The organism is Methylomicrobium agile (genome assembly GCF_000733855.1).
GTDB lineage: Bacteria > Pseudomonadota > Gammaproteobacteria > Methylococcales > Methylomonadaceae > Methylomicrobium > Methylomicrobium agile.
In genome coordinates this window covers 17,248-36,231 of sequence record NZ_JPOJ01000004.1, presented here as the reverse complement: position 1 = coordinate 36,231, position 18,984 = coordinate 17,248, and the positions used below count along the sequence as shown (strand labels likewise).

Annotated in this window: 13 protein-coding genes; 4 read left to right on the top strand and 9 right to left on the bottom strand. The window is 56.7% G+C overall.

What is annotated here, in order from left to right:
- Nucleotides 1–2: 2 nt before the first annotated feature.
- Genes drmC through CC94_RS22015 form a run of 6 tightly spaced genes read right to left on the bottom strand, consistent with a single transcriptional unit; the run spans nt 3 to nt 12,214 of the window.
- Entirely contained in the window at nt 3–788 is a 786-nt protein-coding gene (drmC, locus tag CC94_RS0120795; protein ID WP_031431998.1) for a DISARM system phospholipase D-like protein DrmC, read from the bottom strand.
- Nucleotides 781–2,628: a DUF1998 domain-containing protein gene (gene drmB / locus CC94_RS0120790; protein WP_031431997.1), complete on the bottom strand. Its 1,848-nt coding sequence runs from the start codon at nt 2,626–2,628 to the stop codon at nt 781–783. The genes drmC and drmB overlap by 8 nt, the downstream gene beginning before the upstream one ends.
- Complete coding sequence (gene drmA, locus CC94_RS0120785; protein ID WP_031431996.1) at nt 2,625–6,476, bottom strand: DISARM system helicase DrmA; 3,852 nt, start codon at nt 6,474–6,476, stop codon at nt 2,625–2,627. The genes drmB and drmA overlap by 4 nt, the downstream gene beginning before the upstream one ends.
- On the bottom strand, nt 6,454–10,350 hold the full coding sequence (locus CC94_RS0120780) for an Eco57I restriction-modification methylase domain-containing protein (protein ID WP_084675434.1): 3,897 nt from the start codon (nt 10,348–10,350) through the stop codon (nt 6,454–6,456). Before CC94_RS0120780 ends, drmA begins: the two co-directional genes overlap by 23 nt.
- Nucleotides 10,344–10,979, bottom strand: a complete 636-nt coding sequence (locus CC94_RS0120775; RefSeq protein WP_031431994.1) for a restriction endonuclease — start codon at nt 10,977–10,979, stop codon at nt 10,344–10,346. Before CC94_RS0120775 ends, CC94_RS0120780 begins: the two co-directional genes overlap by 7 nt.
- Nucleotides 10,976–12,214 carry a hypothetical protein gene (locus CC94_RS22015; RefSeq protein ID WP_215731703.1) on the bottom strand — a complete coding sequence of 413 codons (1,239 nt, stop codon included), beginning with the start codon at nt 12,212–12,214 and terminating at the stop codon, nt 10,976–10,978. Before CC94_RS22015 ends, CC94_RS0120775 begins: the two co-directional genes overlap by 4 nt.
- A 66-nt stretch (nt 12,215–12,280) precedes the next feature.
- Here CC94_RS22015 and tnpA point away from each other — a divergent pair, with 66 nt between their 5' ends.
- From tnpA to tnpC, 3 genes are all read left to right on the top strand, one after another.
- The gene (tnpA, locus tag CC94_RS0120765) at nt 12,281–12,568 is read left to right on the top strand and encodes an IS66 family insertion sequence element accessory protein TnpA (protein WP_005368392.1); all 288 of its coding nucleotides are present in this window, start codon (nt 12,281–12,283) and stop codon (nt 12,566–12,568) included.
- Nucleotides 12,556–12,906 (top strand): IS66 family insertion sequence element accessory protein TnpB, encoded by a 351-nt coding sequence (gene tnpB / locus CC94_RS0120760; RefSeq protein ID WP_005368390.1) that lies wholly within the window; start codon nt 12,556–12,558, stop codon nt 12,904–12,906. The genes tnpA and tnpB overlap by 13 nt, the downstream gene beginning before the upstream one ends.
- A 74-nt stretch (nt 12,907–12,980) precedes the next feature.
- Entirely contained in the window at nt 12,981–14,615 is a 1,635-nt protein-coding gene (gene tnpC / locus CC94_RS0120755) for an IS66 family transposase (protein ID WP_005368386.1), read from the top strand.
- Between the two features lie 42 nt (nt 14,616–14,657).
- On the opposite strand, the gene drmD is transcribed toward tnpC, so the two are convergent.
- The 3 genes from drmD to CC94_RS0120740 are packed head-to-tail and all read right to left on the bottom strand — an operon-like array spanning nt 14,658 to nt 17,940.
- Nucleotides 14,658–16,616 (bottom strand): DISARM system SNF2-like helicase DrmD, encoded by a 1,959-nt coding sequence (drmD, locus tag CC94_RS0120750; protein WP_215731702.1) that lies wholly within the window; start codon nt 16,614–16,616, stop codon nt 14,658–14,660.
- A complete protein-coding gene (locus CC94_RS0120745) occupies nt 16,613–17,728 on the bottom strand; it encodes a DNA cytosine methyltransferase (protein ID WP_031431992.1) in 1,116 nt (371 codons plus the stop codon). Before CC94_RS0120745 ends, drmD begins: the two co-directional genes overlap by 4 nt.
- Entirely contained in the window at nt 17,725–17,940 is a 216-nt protein-coding gene (locus CC94_RS0120740) for a helix-turn-helix domain-containing protein (protein ID WP_031431991.1), read from the bottom strand. The genes CC94_RS0120745 and CC94_RS0120740 overlap by 4 nt, the downstream gene beginning before the upstream one ends.
- Nucleotides 17,941–18,375: 435 nt before the next feature.
- On the opposite strand from CC94_RS0120740, the gene CC94_RS0120735 reads away from it, so the two are divergent.
- A complete protein-coding gene (locus CC94_RS0120735; protein ID WP_031431990.1) occupies nt 18,376–18,978 on the top strand; it encodes a cold shock domain-containing protein in 603 nt (200 codons plus the stop codon).
- The last annotated feature ends 6 nt before the right edge of the window (nt 18,979–18,984 follow it).

Below are 18,984 nucleotides of genomic sequence, written 5' to 3'. Positions count from 1 at the left end.
CGTTATCCATTATCGTTATATTTTTCTATGATTTTGGTTGAAATCAGTAATTCTAAATGCCGGTGAAGTTCGAAAGGTAAATTCCCTTTTCTGACAAGAACGCCGAGCTCCATGTTGCGTTCCATCGCGGCGGAGGTTAGATTCGCACTGGTGATGAAAGCCAGTTCGCCGTCGGCGACGGCACATTTGGCATGAACGGCTCCCGACAACTGTACGGGCAGCGACTTCCTGTCCGATGGCCAGACATAAACGTCGATCGAGGGGAGAATGCCTTTCATGGCCTTGACGGAATCGTATGTCACCCGCCCGCCATGCTTGTCGGACGACTCCAGCAATACGTCTATCTGAACCTGGCGTCCTATCGCTCCACGGAGTGCCCGGATGATCGAATCGACTTCGTAGGCGACGAAGCTAACGATAAACAGCCGTCTCTTCGCGGCTTCGATGACTTCACAGAGCACCTGCTCGGTGTGCCTGACCGGAACCTGACCCGTCAAGGGGCCTGTCCATACCAATTCCACGGCCCCACGGTTCTCTCTCAGAACTGCCGCTGCAGAAGCTCCTCGGAGAGCGGATGCCACGTCACGTGGAGAGGTATCCTTGCTATTACGCCACGCCCGATCCAGACGTCCAACCAATTCCTTGTCAGCGTTGGGGCCGAAGCTCGAACGGGTCAAAGCGAACTGCTCGACGGAGCCCAGCGTCTCGATCTTCGACGCGACGGTGGAGATACGATCCGGATGCAGCTCAAGGCCGAGTTCGGCGATCACTGCCAGAAGATCATCCATTCAAATCTCCGTTTCCGGCGAAGAAAGCGGTGTCGGAGGCTTCGAAGGTTTTGACGAGCAGTGCTCTGTCGAGATAACGGTTCCCACGTTCACAGGACGTTTCGGCGACGAAGGTACAGGCATGACAAGCGGCGGAATGCAAGGAACGATCGACACTAGGATTGTGTTCCGAGCAGAGAGGGTCGGAAGAGCAGACGGTGGAGCGATCCAGAGCCTGCTCGATCAAACGCCCAAGATTCTCGGGTTTTCCGAGCTCCACGAGACCACCGAGAGTCCCGTCGGAATCGGCCGCCGCCGTGTAGAGCAACACACCCGCCATGGGTGATTCGTTGTCATTCTTCGCGTAAATACGTTCCCGGATGCTCGCCGCGTTGTAGCCACATTCGAGAGCCAGCTCCCGAATGAGAAGATGGGCGAACGTATGCAGCATGGCGTATCTAATGCCTGGATATCCCTCGTCGGGAGCCAGCCCACGCGCATTCCGCCAGCCCCGATGACCTGCTTCCAGTTTTTGGCTTCTGGCTTGAACGGCTGACCGCTTTTCCCACTCTGCCACGGCATTCTCGTCGAATCGGATGAATATCCCTTCGCCATGAACCTCACTGGCGGGGATCCAATCGGGTTTGTTCCGACTGAGATCCGCCATCGGCGGTCGCTCGTCCGTATCGGTCGATTCTTCGGGAGCCTCTACCCGGGTATAGCCGATCAGGGCGTTCACCTCGCGGAGCCGTTCCAGGAGCAGCACACTGGCCAGACGGTCTCGATAACCTTCCGGTGTTTCGGTCTTGCTGCTCAGAAAATGTGGCCAGTCTGTCGGAGGATTGTCTGCGGTCAGGACGTCCCACTCGGGATCCTTGATGTCACCTTCGGATATGACCGTCGTGCTCGACCGGCCTTCCTTTCGGTCTTCGACGGCCTTCCAAATATCCCTATGATCCCATTTGTCTATTCCCGGGAGGCTGCCGCTCTTGACCAGAGTTTTCACGATCACCTTGATTTCGTCAGCCGATTCCGCGTCGGAGAAATATTCCCACCCATCGAGTATCAACTGTCCGAGTTGATCCTTTTCCATTGGAATCGCCAAAACGGACAGGGTGATCGGAAACCATCCGTTGGTTGCACCCAGGAGGATGGTTCTAGGGTCTTCGGCGCATTCCTCGTAATGGCTGAGGTGGGGATGCCGCCCTCGGCAGGCGGGAAGATTATCCTGCGCCTCCCGCCCGAAGGCATGAACAAGAGAGCGTGCCGCGTCGCAGGTGTCGCATTTGACCCAAAGGTTTTCGGTCTGCAGGGAAGCGCCTCGCTCGAAGAAGCGCAGCGTCCCTTTGCACTCGGACGGACCGCCATGCACGAACCAATGCCACGGAAAATCGTCAAGGTGGCCGTTTCTACACGCGAGCAGAAAGCGAGCGGGCACAGCATCGGCGTTCTTGCCTTTCTCGCAGTTGGAATGCACGAAATGGGTCTGCTCCGGGCGGTAAGGATTGGCCTTGATGTCGAACAGGCCCGTATCGTATTCAGCCAGCAAACCGCATTTCACACATCTCAACCAACGTGGGAAGGGGCGAACCGGCACGCCAATCTTGCCTTCCGCAGACATGGGATCGACACCTTCTTCCTTCAGAAAGGGAGGCATCCGTAACCGTTCCACTTGTGGGCCTAGTACCCGGCGAACGGCGGCGAGAAGTCGCGCCTCATCTATCGGTGGGCATCTGTCCGGATTCCATCGATCCAGCCCCATGGTCAATACCGAAAGATTCGGCAGGTCGATCAGGGCGCCTGGACCGTATGTCCAGAGCAATTGACTGGGACGAACTTGCCCGACGAGATAAAAACTCATGCCTCACCTCCGTCCACATTCCTGATTTTCGGTTTCCAGGATGGAGGTTCGGTAGAGTGCTTCGAAGCATCCATGATCAATTGAACGCCAGGTTCCACTTCACGCATCGACATGGGAACCGTGAATTCGTCCCACGCCGAAGCTCCGGGCTTTTTCAGAAGGGCGACGAGATCTCCCTGCCCACGCTCCGTTTCGTAACCCAATCTGCGCCCAGCCTTCACGGATTCCTTTACCCACCTGTCGATCCGATCGGCGGTCATATTGTCGGCGGTGGTTCTGGCCGCCTTGTCTTTCACCTTCCAGGCTCGTTCTGATAGCACATTCCGAGCTCTCAGAGCTTCCGCTTTGCCGGAACTGTCAAGGGATTGCGCTCCAGGATTCGGGTTCATGGAAGTGTTTTCGAGCCGGAGTAAGCTCACCATCGCACCGGTCAGACCACGATCCAGCGCTCTCGCCGCAAACGGCGTGACGGATTGGGCCTCGACATGTTTGTAAAACGTCGCGTGATAGTGCTCGAATGTTTCGTAATGGGACAGATCGCGAGGCCGCGACCAGGTGAGCACGGTGCAGACGAGCCCCGGGAAGGATCGGCCGACGCGGCTCGTGGCCTGAATGTATTCCGCCGTGTTCTTCGGTTGGCCGTTGACGACCATCAGTCCGATACGATTGACGTCGACGCCCACCGACAGCATGTTGGTGGCCAGGACGATGTCGATAGCCCGCGTCTCGCCTTTTTCCCAGGTGGGCTTGAACTTGACCTCCAGTTGGTCGAGCTTCTTGGGAATCTCCTTGTTCGAAACCCGCGAGGTTAGTTCGTCCACGATGCGTACCGAGCGCTGACTCAGCCCCGGTCGCATCACGTCGCTCATCTGGACGCGATAGGCACGGGTCTGCACGTCGTCCTCGGCCAGCCGCCGCATGCCCCCCAACTCGCGCAGGGAGTTGAAATATCCGACCACGGTCATGTACGGGTCGGCCGCCGCGCCGAAGCGCTGGAACAGCGACTGGGCGGCGGTCAGCAGGGCGACGTAGACACGGATCAGAACGGCGGGACGGGAGCTGCCCGGCGAACAGATCCCCATGTAGAGACGCCCGGGCTTGTCCTCCACCGAACGCTGCACCGCGAAGAAGTTGTCCTCGACATCGAGGCCATGGGGCGGGAATACCGAAACCCTGCGGAGGAAGACGTTGTTTACCTGCTCTTCGGCCTTGCGTACCGTCGCCGTGGAGGCGACGATCTTGGGCCGGATCGCCTTGCCGTCGACCATCCAGGTCGAAAGTTCGTCCACGGCGGTTTCGTACAGGCCGACCATGGTTCCCAGCGGTCCGCTGATCAGATGGAATTCGTCCTGGATGATCAGATCCGGGGGACGGATGGGCATGATCTCTTTGACCTTGACCGCTTCCAGTGACCCTTTCTTGGTGTGATTGCCGTTGCAGTCGGCCTCGGGCCAGAGCAGCCCGTGGCGCGGACATTCGCGGTTCGCCTTGCCAAAGAGCGTGCGGACCTGCCCGCGCCAGGCCATCATGGCAAACTTGTCCACGGTGGCGATCAACATCGAGGGCGGGTGTCGGTAGATTTCGTCGTCCACCACCAAGACCGGTAGCCCCAGATTCTTCGACTTCGTCCGTCCGAAATCGCAGCGTCCGTATTTGTCACCGCAGTAGATAAAGGTGCGGCCGATTTCCCGATCGACGTGGATATCCCGACCAGGTGCTATCTCGGAACCACACCACGGACAACTGGTCAACTGAGCTGGAGTCGACCCCGTACCGTACTTGCCATCCCGTTCCTTTTCGATCGCCGCGTGGCTCTCGTCGGTGGTGTTCGGCGTGACCCGCTGGCCGACCCAGAGGCCGATGGTGAACGGCGCATCGCCCCAGACCACCGGTTCGGCCCGGCGCAGTACCTCCATGGCGCAGATCAGGGCCGTTGCCCGTTGAAACTGTTGCAGGGTCAGCAACCGCAAGGTGTAGCGCATGATCACGGCCAGGCCGCGCCCGCCGTCGAGGCCGCCCATGTTGCCCTGGAGGCGACGGATGCCCATGGTGAAAGCCGCGACACCGAGATAGGCCTCGGTTTTGCCGCCGCCGGTTGGGAACCAGAGCAAGTCGGCGAAAGCCTCCAAGGGTTCGGTGCGGTCCCGGTGAGTCGGGTCGGCGAGCGCCGGAATGGAAAGCAGCATGAACGCCAACTGGAAAGCGCGCCAAGAACGATTTTTTCTGACGTTCAATCCTTCAAGTGTCACCTCTTTCCCTTGGCGTTTTTTACGGGCATATTCACTATGAATGCGCTGCGAGGCCATGGCCCGGTTGGCGAACCGGAAAGCGGCCAGCGCCCGGTCGTTCGCCGCCAGGACGTCGATGCCTTCCCTGAGCCTTTCCAGTATCAGATTGCAACGATCTATCGCCTCGGTAGCCGGGATGTCGTATCCCACGACCTCGCTGCCGATGGCATTCCGGTTTTCGGCGATCCACTCAGCGTAGTCGTCCGTCAACACTTTCAGCCCGGCGACCAATTCGTCGCGCATTTCTGGTGTGGCGAGCTCGGCGAGCCGCTCCATGTCGAGCAGGCCGTCCTCGATCATTCGGCGCATGGCCGGGCGGTCTTCCGGTTCGAGACCGGGTGTTTCGGTCATCTGGATCTCGTACTCGGGAAGCACGGCGGTCCTGACCTCCGTGGCACGCTCGCGATCCTCTTCCGAGACAGTCGCGTTGACCGAGACGCCATGTCCGACGGCGAACTCGACCCGGTCCCGATAGATCATTTCGAGGGCTTCACGCTCCTCGTCGAATTCGTCGGCCCGCAGGATCGGGCGACGCCGGAAAACCGCGCGCCCCTCCGTGTCCCGCACGATCAGTTCGGGCTGGAAGATCCAGGACTGATCCTGGTTCTGTTCGGGCATGGTCTGAGTGTTGACTAGAAAGAGCGTCACCAGCCTGTCGCCGTTTTCCAGAGGGGCGCTGACCGAACCCTGCACCACGACCGAAGGGCAGTCGGCGTCGATCTGGATCGGTTCGATGGTCCGCTTCTTCAGGGAGACCACGGCGGAACCGCCCGAAGGTATGCGCTTCCAGCAACGCCGAGGATTGCCCGTCTCTTCGTTTTCCCGTTCGCTCTGCGTCCTTTCGTAGCGCCCCCAGTTGGCGGACAGTTTGACGTTTTCCAGGTTTCCGTCGACGCAGAAGGTGAACCCCATGGACGAAGGGACCAGGGATTGATTTGTGGACGTATCGACTTCCTCGTCTCGTTCCTCGGCATCCGGGCGGCCCGATTCGCCGAAGGTGTCCGTCTCCGCCGCATCCGGTGCCGTATCCATCGGAGCCAGCTTGCCCACCAGGTAGCGATCGCGAACGCTCATGCCCACGATCTCCTCGACCGGCCCGTCCGCCGGACCGAGCAGGTCGTCTATGACGGCCAACTGGAGAAGTTCCCGCACGTAGTCCTGTTCCTCGGCGGAACCGCCTTCCAGTATGGGCAGGGCATCGAACGTGATACCACAGGCCGCTTTCAGCGCCGCCTCGAATACCGGCCACTCCAGTCGCACCATGGCCGCCTTTGATTCGGGTGCGGTCACCTCGAGGTCGGTCAAAGTCTTTCCGCCATTTACGGAAAGGACGCCATCGAAGAAGAATGTCGTTTCGTCGAGCTTGGCGCGGATGCGGTAGATACGGGCGAACGAAACGGCAGCCAGCGGATCGCCCCCGGTGATCAGCACGCCGTCACCTTCCTCGACACCCCGGAAGAGCGAAGAGCCGTGATCGACGGTCACCGAGAAGCGCCTGCAGCGGGCCTCGGCTCCAATGCGCATGAGCCAGGAGTTATTATGAAAGTTGTCTGCGCTCATATCTGCCCCTTGCTAATTCAAACAGTGCAACGACGAGGTTGTCCAAATGATTTAATGCTGCCGCTCTTGAATCGTCATTTGAGTGAGACGCGTGAAGTCTCTTCGACGTTTTCGATATTTCTGACACCATATCTATCAGATCTTTTTCTTGTTGATTTGGATCAACGATGGGAAGTTGGGCGATTATCGTCGGCTTAACTTGAGCCATAACCCGGCCTTCTTCCTGAGAGAAAACCCGATAAATCTTCGCCATTAAGCTTGAATTAAGCACTCCCGCAAGAAAATACGGGTCAATGTTGTTTCGGAGGGCAAAGACGTAAATTCCATCCATTGCGTATAGACTATTTTCATCAACCGCGACTTTTGGTCGGTCCGAGGTAATTACACCGAGGATTTTGGCTTTCTTCTCAAAAATTCTAAAATCACGCGGTCTGTGAAGCGCATAGATTGGATGCTTGCCTTGCTTTACTTCTTTGCATGTAATTTTCTCTGAATTGCTCTCTACCCATTTCAAAATATTTGGGATTTCTTCAGCAGTAACGTCTTTGGTCGTATATATTACTAGCGGCAACTCTGTTTCAATGTTAAATGGTTTTATGTGAATGCCACCAGTGACAACTGGCTTCAAAAACTCTTGCTCAATTTTTTCGGTTTCACTTTTTTCTTTTGTCACCACGAATACATCTTTGTTGTCTGCACTTACGCCTCTTTGAATCCCATGTTCATCAACAAGGTCTGAAATTTTGCACGGCAGAGCCGCCACATATTCTGCGGCCATAATAAAATCCTCCATATTTCCTGTTGGAATTACACACCCAGGAAAAGAGAGGAGTGATGTTTGCTTAATAAAAAAGTCAGAATCGCCATTTTTTTCTTCTGGCGAATGGGAGACTCGCCATTTAACTATAGAAATCTGCGAGTCTCCTTGAAAGTTCTTGGAAAAGACTATGTAACAACACGGTCGTGTCACTCTGACAAACACACCGCCGCCAACGTTGCAGACCTTGACGATTTTTGCTTTCGAAAGAATTAAGGTGCGAAGATGTTGAGAGTAGCCTTGGTAGAGTAGAACATCTGGGACAAGGTAGCCAACAACCCCTTGGCTGTCATTTCGTGAGATTTCATAAGCTCGCAAGATGAATAGATGAAAAGAATCAACTAGTCGGTCCAAACTGCCTGCATGTTGCTCTTTCCAAATTCGCTGAGTATTTGCTGAAACCGCTGCGCCCCATGGCGGATTTGCAACCACCCCATCAAAGCCAGGTTCATCTCGAAGGAAAACTTCAGGAAACTCAATAATCCAGTGAAATGGTCTTCTTTGAAGTGTTTCATCTAATAGCTCGGCTCCAATAATTGCTCGAGCATGCTGGGCAATCTGCTCCCCCATTTTCTCGATGCCGCTCAGGAAATCTCCCGCCATGGTCGCAAGCGTGTCCAGCGCGGCATCGAGAGCCCGGGAATTGCCTCCACATCGGAGCGCCTCGCCTATCATGGCGTCGGCGATCAGTTCGACGGATTCGAGTTTCCGCCGCGCCTCGCGATCCAGCCGGGCCATCGCCTCGACATCCTTTATGTCCCGGATGGTCGTGGCGCGGAGTCGTTTGCGCAGTTCGATGGCCTCGTTGACCGCCGCCTCGATGTTCTGCCCGAAGATTCGAAGCTGGTACGGCCGCCCAGAACTCATATCCATCCGCAACTGCGTGAGCTGTTCCAGCCGGTGGATGCCCAGCAGACTGTCGCCAGAGCGGAGGTTGTGATCGAGAAAGCCGAACGGCCTGCCCTTGGCGAGGGTCACCAACCAGATGGAGAGCTTGGCCAGCTCCACGGCCAGCGGATTGACGTCCACCCCGTACAGGCAGCGCTCGGCCACCAGGCGGCGGGCGATGGTCAGTCGTTCGTCGAGATGGGACGGCAGAGGTTCCTCCGCGCCGAGCTGGACGAGCGCCTCGCCGTCGACGGTGATGGCCTTTCCGGCTGACTCTTCGTGCAACCAAGCCTCCACCAGCTTCTCGCCGAGATAGCGGCAGGCCTGAACGAGGAAAGCCCCCGAACCCATGGCGGGGTCGCAGACTTTGAGGTCTAGAATCTCCCGAGACGACTTGAGCGTCCATTCCTCGCGGGGCTTGCCCTCGGCCGGGCCGACGTACACCACCGGTTCGAGCGTGGTGGTGACGATACTCTCGGTGAGGGATTTCGGGGTGTAGTGGGTGCCGGTCTCACGCCTGTTGGCCCCGAGAGTGACCATGAACGAATTGTCGCGATAGACGATCGGATCGTCCCAGGCGTTGGTGCGGAGCAGGTTCGTGAAGGGGCGGATACGTTCGGCCAATTCGGTGTCTCCACCGCAGACACCCAACACCCGGCCGAAGACCGTATCGTCGGAGGGTTTCGAAAGGCCGTTCCTGATGGCCGATTCGCTCCGCCCGGTTACGTCCAGAACCAATTTGACGAGCGCCGCCTCGCCGTCCAGCCGCGCCGATTCCAGTTCCGCGAGCGCCATGTTAGGATTCTTCGCCTTCTGTGACCCTTGTAGACCTAGGGTTACGCGGGGAACGCGAGCCACGGTGTGTTCGAGCAGGCCTTCGTAAACATGTCCGATCTGCTCGACATCGAGCGCACGATAGGACAGCAGCAGCGCTCCGCCCGACTGTTCCAAAATCTGCAACGAATTCAAGAGCAGCAGCACGGTGCGGTTGTCGATGGGCAGCGGAGCGGCCGAGGTGTCCCGCCAATGGGTGCCCTTGGCCCGTCCCTCCAGGAACGGAAAACGGTCGGGATCGAACAGCGAGCCGCCCAAGGCGGACATCCGCAGGCTTTCATGCTCGATGCCGCCATAGACGGCCCGGAACACGGCGAGCAATCTAGCCCAGGCATCGTGACGGCTGTCGAGCACTTCCGGCCCGTGACGATCGGCTTCTTCTGCCAGTTGTCCGCGCAGGGTGGAAACGGCGTAACACCGGTCGTATACCGAATCGCCGAGAAGGAGCAGCCCGCGCTCCTCGGCGCAGAGGACGAACACCAGCCGCATCATCACCGTCAGCCCGGCCTCGTAGAGCTCGGCGGGTTTCACGTCGCGGAGGAGTTCCCGATTGCGGTCCTCGTCGGCCTTGTCGAGGCACTGTACGAGCACCTCGACCGCACGACGGACCTGCTCGCCGAGGGTGTCCGTGACCTCCTCGTGATGCTTGAGGGATTCGTCCAGAAGCGATTCCAAGGTGTCTTCCGCCGGGCCAAAACAGCGCCGGACACCGAGCAAAGACTGGAAGGCCTTCAGCGTGATCGGCTCCTGGAACCAAAGGCGGGCGTACCACGACGCCTGGCTGGAGGTAGAGCCGACCGGCGCGTTGACCAGCATCCAACGTTCGCCATCGGTCAAAAGTCCCACGCGCACGCCATGGGCGCGGCAGAGCAGAGTCATGCGCTCCTGGAAAGAAACGGGCCAGCCGTCACCTCGCTGGACCGATTCGAGATCGGTGTCCGACGGCAGAACGGCGATGAACAGGCGCGGCTTTCCGTCTGCGGGAGAGCGGACGATCCAGTCGGGTTTGAACGTTCCGGCATGTTCCTGCGATGAAACGCTCGGGAGTTCGTCCGGCCAGTCGCCAGCGCAGACGAGGGATTCTTGGTCGTATTCGAGCATTTCCGTCAGTACCAGACGGACCCATTCCCGGTGCAATTCCGGTAGCAATTTGTCTTCCTGGTCCACCGCCTCGCGCCATTCCTCGTAGGCAGCCCTGAGTTTCTGGCGTCGCGGAGTTTCCACCGCTTCCAGCCCTTGCGGGAACGCTTTGTCCAGCATGGATACGGTCAGGAAAGGGCCGGATATCTCGATCAGGGAGAGCCATTCGGCGTGTTTAGATAGATTCTTCACCATTGGGGCTCTTCCTTGAAGAGTTCGATGCCAACTCCTTCATCGGTGCAATGCCACTCATGACCACAACCACACACCAGGGATTTGCCGATTTCTATGTACATTTTTTGTCCGCAATCTTGGCAATTAACCCGAGCACACTTGCATCCACGACACTGCCCGGCTAACCACCAGAAAATCAAGCCATTATCGAACTGCGTCATACCGTCTTGGTCGAGGACAATGCAGTCGGTGTTGCAAACCGGGCACATTTTCCATTTGTCAGGGACGATGAGATCCAGAGCCTCTTCTATGGACAGAGTCATCAAATCGCACTGAATGAACCGAGCTTTGGCTTCGGCTGGAGAAGTGAAGCCGTTCGCCGCTACGATAATTGTTTTATGCGCTCCGACAGCCTGTGAAAGTGCCGCGACTTCTTCGATATCCTTAACGTCGAGAGGTGTTGAATGGAATTTGGCGTCGATAAGCATGCGCAGCGAGTGTCCTCGCTCGGTCATCTCGATCATTACGTCGACTTGCCTGCGTTGTCCCGTCACAAGATCCGGCAAGTAGACGTTGCGATGGATCGTCCCGAATCCGTCCAACTGCTCGTAAAGTACGGCGGCAGCTTCTTGGTACTCCTGCCATTTCATTGCTTTATCCTTGATTGAGAAGCCGGTACCAAGAACACGACAGCGACGGGGAAGGTGCGATCCACGGGGTTGGCATAGTGTTTCTCGATGGCGGCCTTTTCCTCTTCACGTTCTTCCGGAATACGCGCCAAACGAGATCCGAGCGCTTGCGTGTCTTTCTTTATTTGTCCCAATTCTTCGTCACTGAAGATATCGAGCTGAATGGCTTTGCCATCTTCTTTCAGTTCCTTTCGTATACTCGCTTCGAGTTCGTCCAAAACGGTTCGAACGTCGGCGATTTCGCTTTTCATACGCCTGTCGAGCGTGTTCTCGAGATATTTCAAGCGGTCTCTGGACCTTGCTTCGATGGCGGCCATGAGAGTGTCTTCGTGGCGCTCGAACCTGTCTTTCAGCACGTCGAACAGCGCCCTATCGGGTTCGGTTGGAGAGCCTTTGGTTATTAGGGCTTCCAGTTTGCCGACTTGGGTAATACGAGCGAACCGTTTGTGTTCTAATTCGCCACCGGCGAGGGTCAGCTCTTCGTGAAGACGGTGGTGGTCTCCACCGGTGATTACCAAACGCGACCAGACGGCCACTGCCGGGACACTCAACTCGCTGTCGGGCACGGTGCGGACCACCACGCGGTGAAGTCGCTTGACGTCGTCGAGCTTCCATATCTGCTCGCGAAGCAAGCGCAGACACATCTGCACCAGCCTGTGATTGAGATGGGCCAGGACGACATCGTCCCTTCCTTTGGCGACTTCGTGATCGAAGGTAATCGGTCGACGAACGCCGGTATGCGGATGATCCAGTCCAACGGTGGCTCTGCCCCAGGAGCCGGGCAGGACGGGCACTTCGAAAATGCTTCCGTTTTCGCCATCATTGGCCGCGATGGGCTTAAGCGGTGGCTTTTCGGCTAGATCCAACGCGACCTCGACGGCACGCGAAATGTGTTCTGGAGACAGATGGAAATCGTTCTTAGCTTCCATGAGCCTCTCGTGCAGGCGGGCGATGCGTTCCTGAAGACGTTTTTCCGCCGCTACGAACTTCCTCGCCTTGGCGGCTTTAGCCTCTGCCGATACGGTATCTAAGTCGCTGCGCCTGCCGAGCATGGCCTCCTCGATCTGCCTGGCGATGACCGGCCCGACGCTGCCGAGGTCTTCACGAATCGTGTCGATCTTGAGGGCGGCACGTATCAGATACTCGTGATCGCCCGCGACATCGCCAGTCTTGACGGATCTGTCGTAAGCGTCCATCCGAGCCACCTATAAAATAGTTTTCGTCTGCGGCATCCTGTGATTTTTTTGATCAGGAGTTTTAGCATGGCCATCACAGCGAAATGGCGTCAGCATATCGAAGCGTGGCAACGCAGTGGTTTGTCGCAAGCCGCGTATTGCGCAGCACAGCAACTCAATGTCCGTACGTTCACAGCACGGCTGAGCGATTATCGCAAATTACCCAAGCAGGATTCGACGGCCTTGATACCGGTGCAGATTCAACCGGCTGTCACTGAGGTCATTGTCTTTACCCATGCTCAGGGCCATCGCCTGGAACTGCCGGCTTCGATGCCGGCGAGTTGGCTCGCGGAGCTGTTGCGATGCCTGGCCTGATCGCGAGCCCGGCACAGATTTGGCTGGCGGTGGCGCCGGTCGACATGCGGCGCGGCCTGGATGGCTTAACCACGATCGTGCAGCAGAGCCTGGGTCATTCGCCGTGTGCTGGGTCGGCCTTCATCTTCCGCAACCGTGCCGGCAACCGCTTGCGCCTGTTGCTGTGGGACGGCAATGGCGTGTGGCTCTGTCAGCGGCGCTTGCATCGAGGCAGTTTTGTCTGGCCCCAGGCCTCTGATCCGGTGTTTGCGATCAGTCCGGCCCAGTGGCAGTGGTTGGCCGCCGGTGTCGATTGGCAACGGTTATCGGCTCAACCCTCGGCGGAATGGCGAGTCTGATGTTAACGATAAAATCCTCTTGAACATCAGTCATATCAAGGCTTTCAGGGGATGAGTGCGGTATAATATCCCCCATGAATTTGCTCGCTGAACTCGATCAACTCAACCTGGAACCGGCCGCTAAAGCCCAAGTCGCGGCAATGCTTCAGACGCTTGTCGAGCAAGCGGCGCAGGATGCTCAAACCATTGCGAATCAGCAGCAACTCCTGCAAACGAAGGACGCCAGCCTGCAAGCCAAAGAGGTCAAAATCGCCGCGCTGACGCACGAGTTGGCCTATTACAAGCGCATCCGTTTCAGTACCAAGAGCGAAGCCTTGGCTCCGCTGCAGCGGGATGTCTTCGAGGAAACCTGGAACACGGATATTTCGGCGATTGAAGCCGAAGTCGAGCAACTGCAGGATGACAGCCCTTGTGCAACGGTGGCTCGTCCGAAACGCCTGCGTGCCGGTCGTCAGCTGTTGCCCGCTCACTTGCCCCGCGTCGAGCACCGGCATGAACCCGAGTCCTGCACCTGCGGGCACTGCGGCCGGGACTTGGTCAAGATCGGCGAGGATGTGACCGAGCAACTGGACGTCGAGCCGGCCAAGTTCTTCGTGCATCGGCACATCCGCCCGCAATATGCCTGCCGGCGCTGTGAAACCGTGACCGCGGCGCCGATTCCGCCGGCGGTGATCGATGGCGGCATGGCGGCGGTCGGTTTGTTGAGTTGGGTGATGATCAGTAAATTTCTGGATCACCTGCCGCTGTACCGGTTGGAACAGATCGCTGCCCGCGACGGCGTAACCTTGTCCCGCTCCACCCTGGCCGACTGGGTCGGACGCCTCGGCGTCGCCTTAGAGCCTTTGGCAGACCGTCTGGCCTGGCACCTCTTGCAACGCGATTGCCTGCATGCGGATGAGACGCCGGTGCCGCAATTGGATCCCGGCAACGGCAAAACGAAAAAGGCCTATTTGTGGGCGTATCGCAGCAACGACTTGCAGCCGGGACCGAAGATCCTCGTCTTCGACTATCAAGCCGGCCGCAGCGGCCGGCATGCGCAGCAGTTTCTGCAAGACTGGCAAGGCCACCTCGTCGTCGACGACTATGCCGGCTACAAAGCCCTGTTTGCGGCCGCCCGCGCGCATCCCGAGGATCAACGCCTGCTTGAACCGTGCATCGAGCTCGCCTGTTGGGCGCATGCACGGCGGAAATTCTTCGACTTGTTCCAGGCCAGCCAGAGCCCGATCGCGCACGAAGCCTTGAACCGCATCGCGGTGCTGTATGCGATTGAAGCCGAAGGGAGTGACCTAACGCCCGATGGGCGCCAAGCCCTGCGTGTCGAAAAAACGCTGCCGACCTTGGCAGCCTTCCACGACTGGCTTCAGCAAACCCGTTTGCGCACCGCGCCCGGCAGTGCCACCGCCAAAGCGATCGACTACAGTTTGAAGCGATGGGCTGCGCTCACGCGCTACGCCGAGACTGGTGATCTGCCGATCGACAATAACCCGATCGAAAACAGCATTCGTCCGATTGCATTGGGCAAAAAAAACTGGTTGTTCGTAGGCTCCGAACGCGCCGGCCAGCGTGCCGCCATCATTCAAACCTTGCTCGGCACCGCCAAGCTCAACGGGTTCGATCCAGCGGTATGGCTAAAAGAAACCCTGGAAAAGCTCCCAACTTGGCCCAACAGTCGCATCGACGAGCTTCTGCCTCTTCGCTTCGCGGATTAAATCATAACGTTTTAGTCCTGGCTATGTGGTTCCGCTGGCCGCTTACGATCTGTCGACGGCTCTCGCGGAGAAGCCTTTCCCCACCGGATGCCAGATGAAAACCGCGTCTTGCTTCTGCCCGTGGCGGTCGATACGACCGTTGCGCTGTTCCATGACATTTGGATTCCACGGAATCTCGACGTGGATGAGGTAGTTGCAATGGTTCTGAAGGTCGATGCCTTCAGAGGCCGCGTCGGTAGCGAGCAGAATGCGGACCGGTGAAATGTCCGGATGCGCCTGGAACGCAGCTTTAACCGACTCGCGCTCCTCCGGCAGCATGCTTCCGTGCAGGTACATCAATCGATCGCCGCCGTAGCCGTTGGCTGTGAGAATCTGGTGGAGCCACGAATGGGTGGCCCGGTATTCGGTGAACAGAATCACGCGCTTTCCATTCCAGAATCCATCCGTCTTCAGATGGTTCTCGAGCCAGTCGAGAATGGCCTTGGCTTTCGAGTCGACACGGTTGCGTGCTTTCTCCGCCCATGCGGAGAGACGGTCGAGCATGTCTCTCTGCTCGCGTGACAACGGTGGCGCGAGTTCACCCACCACCTCGACCGCTTCGTGCTGGGCTTCTTCGACCAGCGAATCGTCCGAATACTCCTCTTCTGTTTTCAGGATCGCCTTGCGCAGAATGCGATCGTCCATGGCGTCGTGATCGCCTTTTGGCTTGCCGCGCTCGAGAGTTTCCCGATGTTTCGCCAGTGTAAGCGCGAAAGCCATCGGCGAGGAAAAGAGACGTTTCTTGAGAAGCATGTGAACGAAATCGGTTCCATATTCGAAGCGCGTGCCTTTTACGCTCTTCGAACGGTCGGCCGTGTATTCTCCGAGCAAGGTGTGAATCTGGCGCTCATCCTCGGAGTAGTCGATTTCGAGACCTTCGAGCTTACGCACCGGAAACACCGGTTTGCCGTTCGCGTCGACGATATCGCTCTTCAGACGACGAACCATGACTCGATGAAGTTGTTTTTCGTCTGGCATCACCGTCCTGGCGAACCGCTGATCGTCCAGCAACTCCAGCAACGAGGTGAACGATTCCTGATATCCGTTGTGGGGCGTGGCGCTCAGAAACAGCCGATGGGTAAAATGAGGGGCGAGCGATCGAATCAATCGCGTTCTTTGGCTTTCAAGCGCATACATGGACGCCGACGCCGGTGCTACGTTGTGTGCCTCGTCGACGACCAGGATGTCGAATTTGCGTGGGTAAGTTATGTGATGAGGGAGGACGTCCTTCAACAAGCGTAACCCCTCTCCGCTCTTCATCCAGTCCATCGAGGTGACGAGTCGTGGATAAGACGTCCAGGGATTTACGTGGATACCACGCTCACGACGGAGGCGCTTGACGTAGTCGGTGTCGACGATCCGAAACTCGAGGCCGAATTTTTCCTGCATCTCGGTCTGCCATTTGACCTGCAGGCTGGCGGGGCAAACGACGAACACGGTCCTGGCACGATGACGCACGAGTAGCTCTTGGATGACCAGTCCAGCCTCAATCGTCTTACCCAAACCGACGTCGTCCGCAATGAGGAGATTGACGCGGGCCATCTCGACCGCTCGAACCAACGGATCGAGCTGGTAGTCCTCGATGGTTATCCCGCTCCGGAAAGGGGATTGCAGAAAGGAGCGATCCGCGTTAGTTACGGCTCCCCAGCGAACGGCGTCGAGAAAGGCTTCCAGTCGATCGTTATTGTCCCAGCCTGTGATCGACGGCAAGCCCGCCTTTTCCAGAACATGGGCTCCGGCCTCCATCTGCCAGACGACCTGTATCTCTTCACCCATGGAATCTTCGTCCAGCGATGACAGACCAACGAGGTGTTGGTCGCCGTTACCCGATGGAGACAAGGCTCCGCTGGATACATCGGTCACCACCCATTGACGACGCCTGACTTCGACGAGTTGACCTGGCTCTGGAACGGCACCGAATCGAAGGGTACCGTCCGTCGAATATGCGTTGGTTGTTGTCATTGTGACCAACTCTTCAGTCTTGACCGATACGCTCTTTTGGTTACTGCGGAAACATGCGACAACAAGCTGGCTCCGATGACCTCTCCGAGCGTGACAGGAACGGCATTTCCGATCAATCTTCCTATGGATTTGTAACATACCTGTTCACCAGGTCGAACAAACTTGTAACTCTTTGGAAAACTTTGCAGGATCGCGCCTTCTCTAAGTGAAATCGCCCTGTTTTGCTCCGGGTGCCCAAAGCGGCCATTGCCGAACCCGAAGAACTGGGTCGTCATCGTGGGTGCGGGATCATTCCATGTCATACGACCATAAACGCTTGGGTATGTTTTCCCCGATATTTTCTTATGGCAGTCGGCCACTAAATCTTCTGGCCAATCTCTCCAAGTTCCCCCTGGCTTAGAAACTTTGATTCTGCGCATATTTATTTCCGAAAGAGTCGCACACTGATGTAAAGGATCTTTCGGATGACTCGTTCCTGCTTCTATAGGAGGTAGATTTCCAATTGCCTCTTTGACGGTTTTCGGCCTCTTGCCAAATTTCTGCGGGGATAGAAGCGTGATAGGTCCGAGCTTGGATGCCAGTAGAACCAAACGGTTGCGCTGTTGAGGAACACCGTATTCGGCGCAATTAACGACCTGATACGCAACCGAGTATCCGTTGTCTTCAAGGTTGGCTACGAATTCGTCGAAAACGTTCTGTTCGATCAATCGTGGAACGTTCTCCATAGTCACCAGATCCGGAGAGAGCTCATTTACGAGTCTCGAAAACTGAAGCAGAAGCCACCAACGTTTATCGAATTCCGTCGCTTTCTGATTGTAGGTGGAAAAGGTCTGGCACGGAGCGCAACCAGCCAGTAGTTTGATGCCGTTCTTTCGGTAGTGACACACCAATTCGCTGGCTTCCAGCTCTTCCACCGATTTTAGCAGGAACCTGGCGTTGTTGTTGGCGACATAGGGGTATTCACAAGCCGGATCGATGTCCACACCAAGCCGAACTTCTATGCCAGACTTCGCGAGACCATGCGTCAATCCACCAGCGCCGCAGAACAAATCGATGGCATAGACTTTCCTTCCTTGCGTCGTTGCGATTTTCGATAATGACTCCTTTTTCATTTTTTCGAATCCCTACCTACGTTTTCTTTGGGAGTGTCACCGGACGCACCGCCTCCTTCGATCCAGGCATCGACCGCTTCTTTCTTGAATTTCCACAAACGTCCCACGCGATGAGCGGGCATCGATTTGTCGTTGATCCACTTGTAAACCGCGTCCCGTTTTACACCGAGGTAATCACAAATTTCTTCCACGGATAACCATCTGTCTTCCATCGTTTTTCACTCGGTGCTGAATTTAAATGGGATTTATGCTATGCGAGCACTATTATAGTACTAAACCAGAATAGAGCAGCTTAAATCATTACTAATCAATATTGATTGGTAGTGCTTATTTCTAAAATAGTGGAAATTGTTTTTGGCACAATCTTCAAAAGCCTTGGTATTCAAAACCTTCCTATGTCGGTCAGGCCACAATGCCGCCGGCCGCGTGAGCTTCTTGGGCGTATTATTCGCTCAAGGTTTTCTTGACCTCAGAATGTAGATCCCGTTCGGCTATCATGCCTGCCGGGTCTCTTAAATCCAGGTTTTCGGGGCGCAGGCTTAAGTTGACCAAGAAATAGGCATTCGAGTCGGCTCTTGACGGAGCTTTTCATCCAGTCGATACCGCCTATACTTACGGATCAATACCAACCTCGGCAACGCCCCCTTATGCAAACAGAAACTGGCAAACTGGTTCGATGGATCGACGACAAAGGTTTCGGATTCATCCAACCCAACACCGGCGGCAACGACATCTTCATCCATATTTCCGCCTTGCAAGGGATGAGCCGCCCTCCGGTGGTGGGTGATATTCTCCATTATCAGACAGAAGCCGATGCCAGCGGCAAACTCCGCGCTATTCACGCCCGCATCGAAGGGGTACCCAAACAGCTGATGCTGGAACCTTTAGTGAGAAGACGTCCATCGCCATCAGGACCCGCCCCATACGGTAGGCGACATCAAGAAACGAAACAAAGAATTGTTCGGTCACAAAAGCGATGGGGCAGCCTACCGTTTCTGTTTGTGTTGCTGATCGGTGGCGGGGTTTACGTTTACGACACGTATGGACATCGCCATGCTCAAATCGTCGACAAATCAACGGCCCAGTCAGTAGTGGAACCGGAGATAGCCGAACCACACTTCCAATGCCAAGGCAAAGTCTATTGTTCACAGATGACCTCCTTGGAAGAAGCCGAATTCTACTTGGATAACTGCCCCGGCACGAAGATGGATGGCGATAGGGATGGGATACCTTGCGAAAATCAGTTTTGAAGCTTT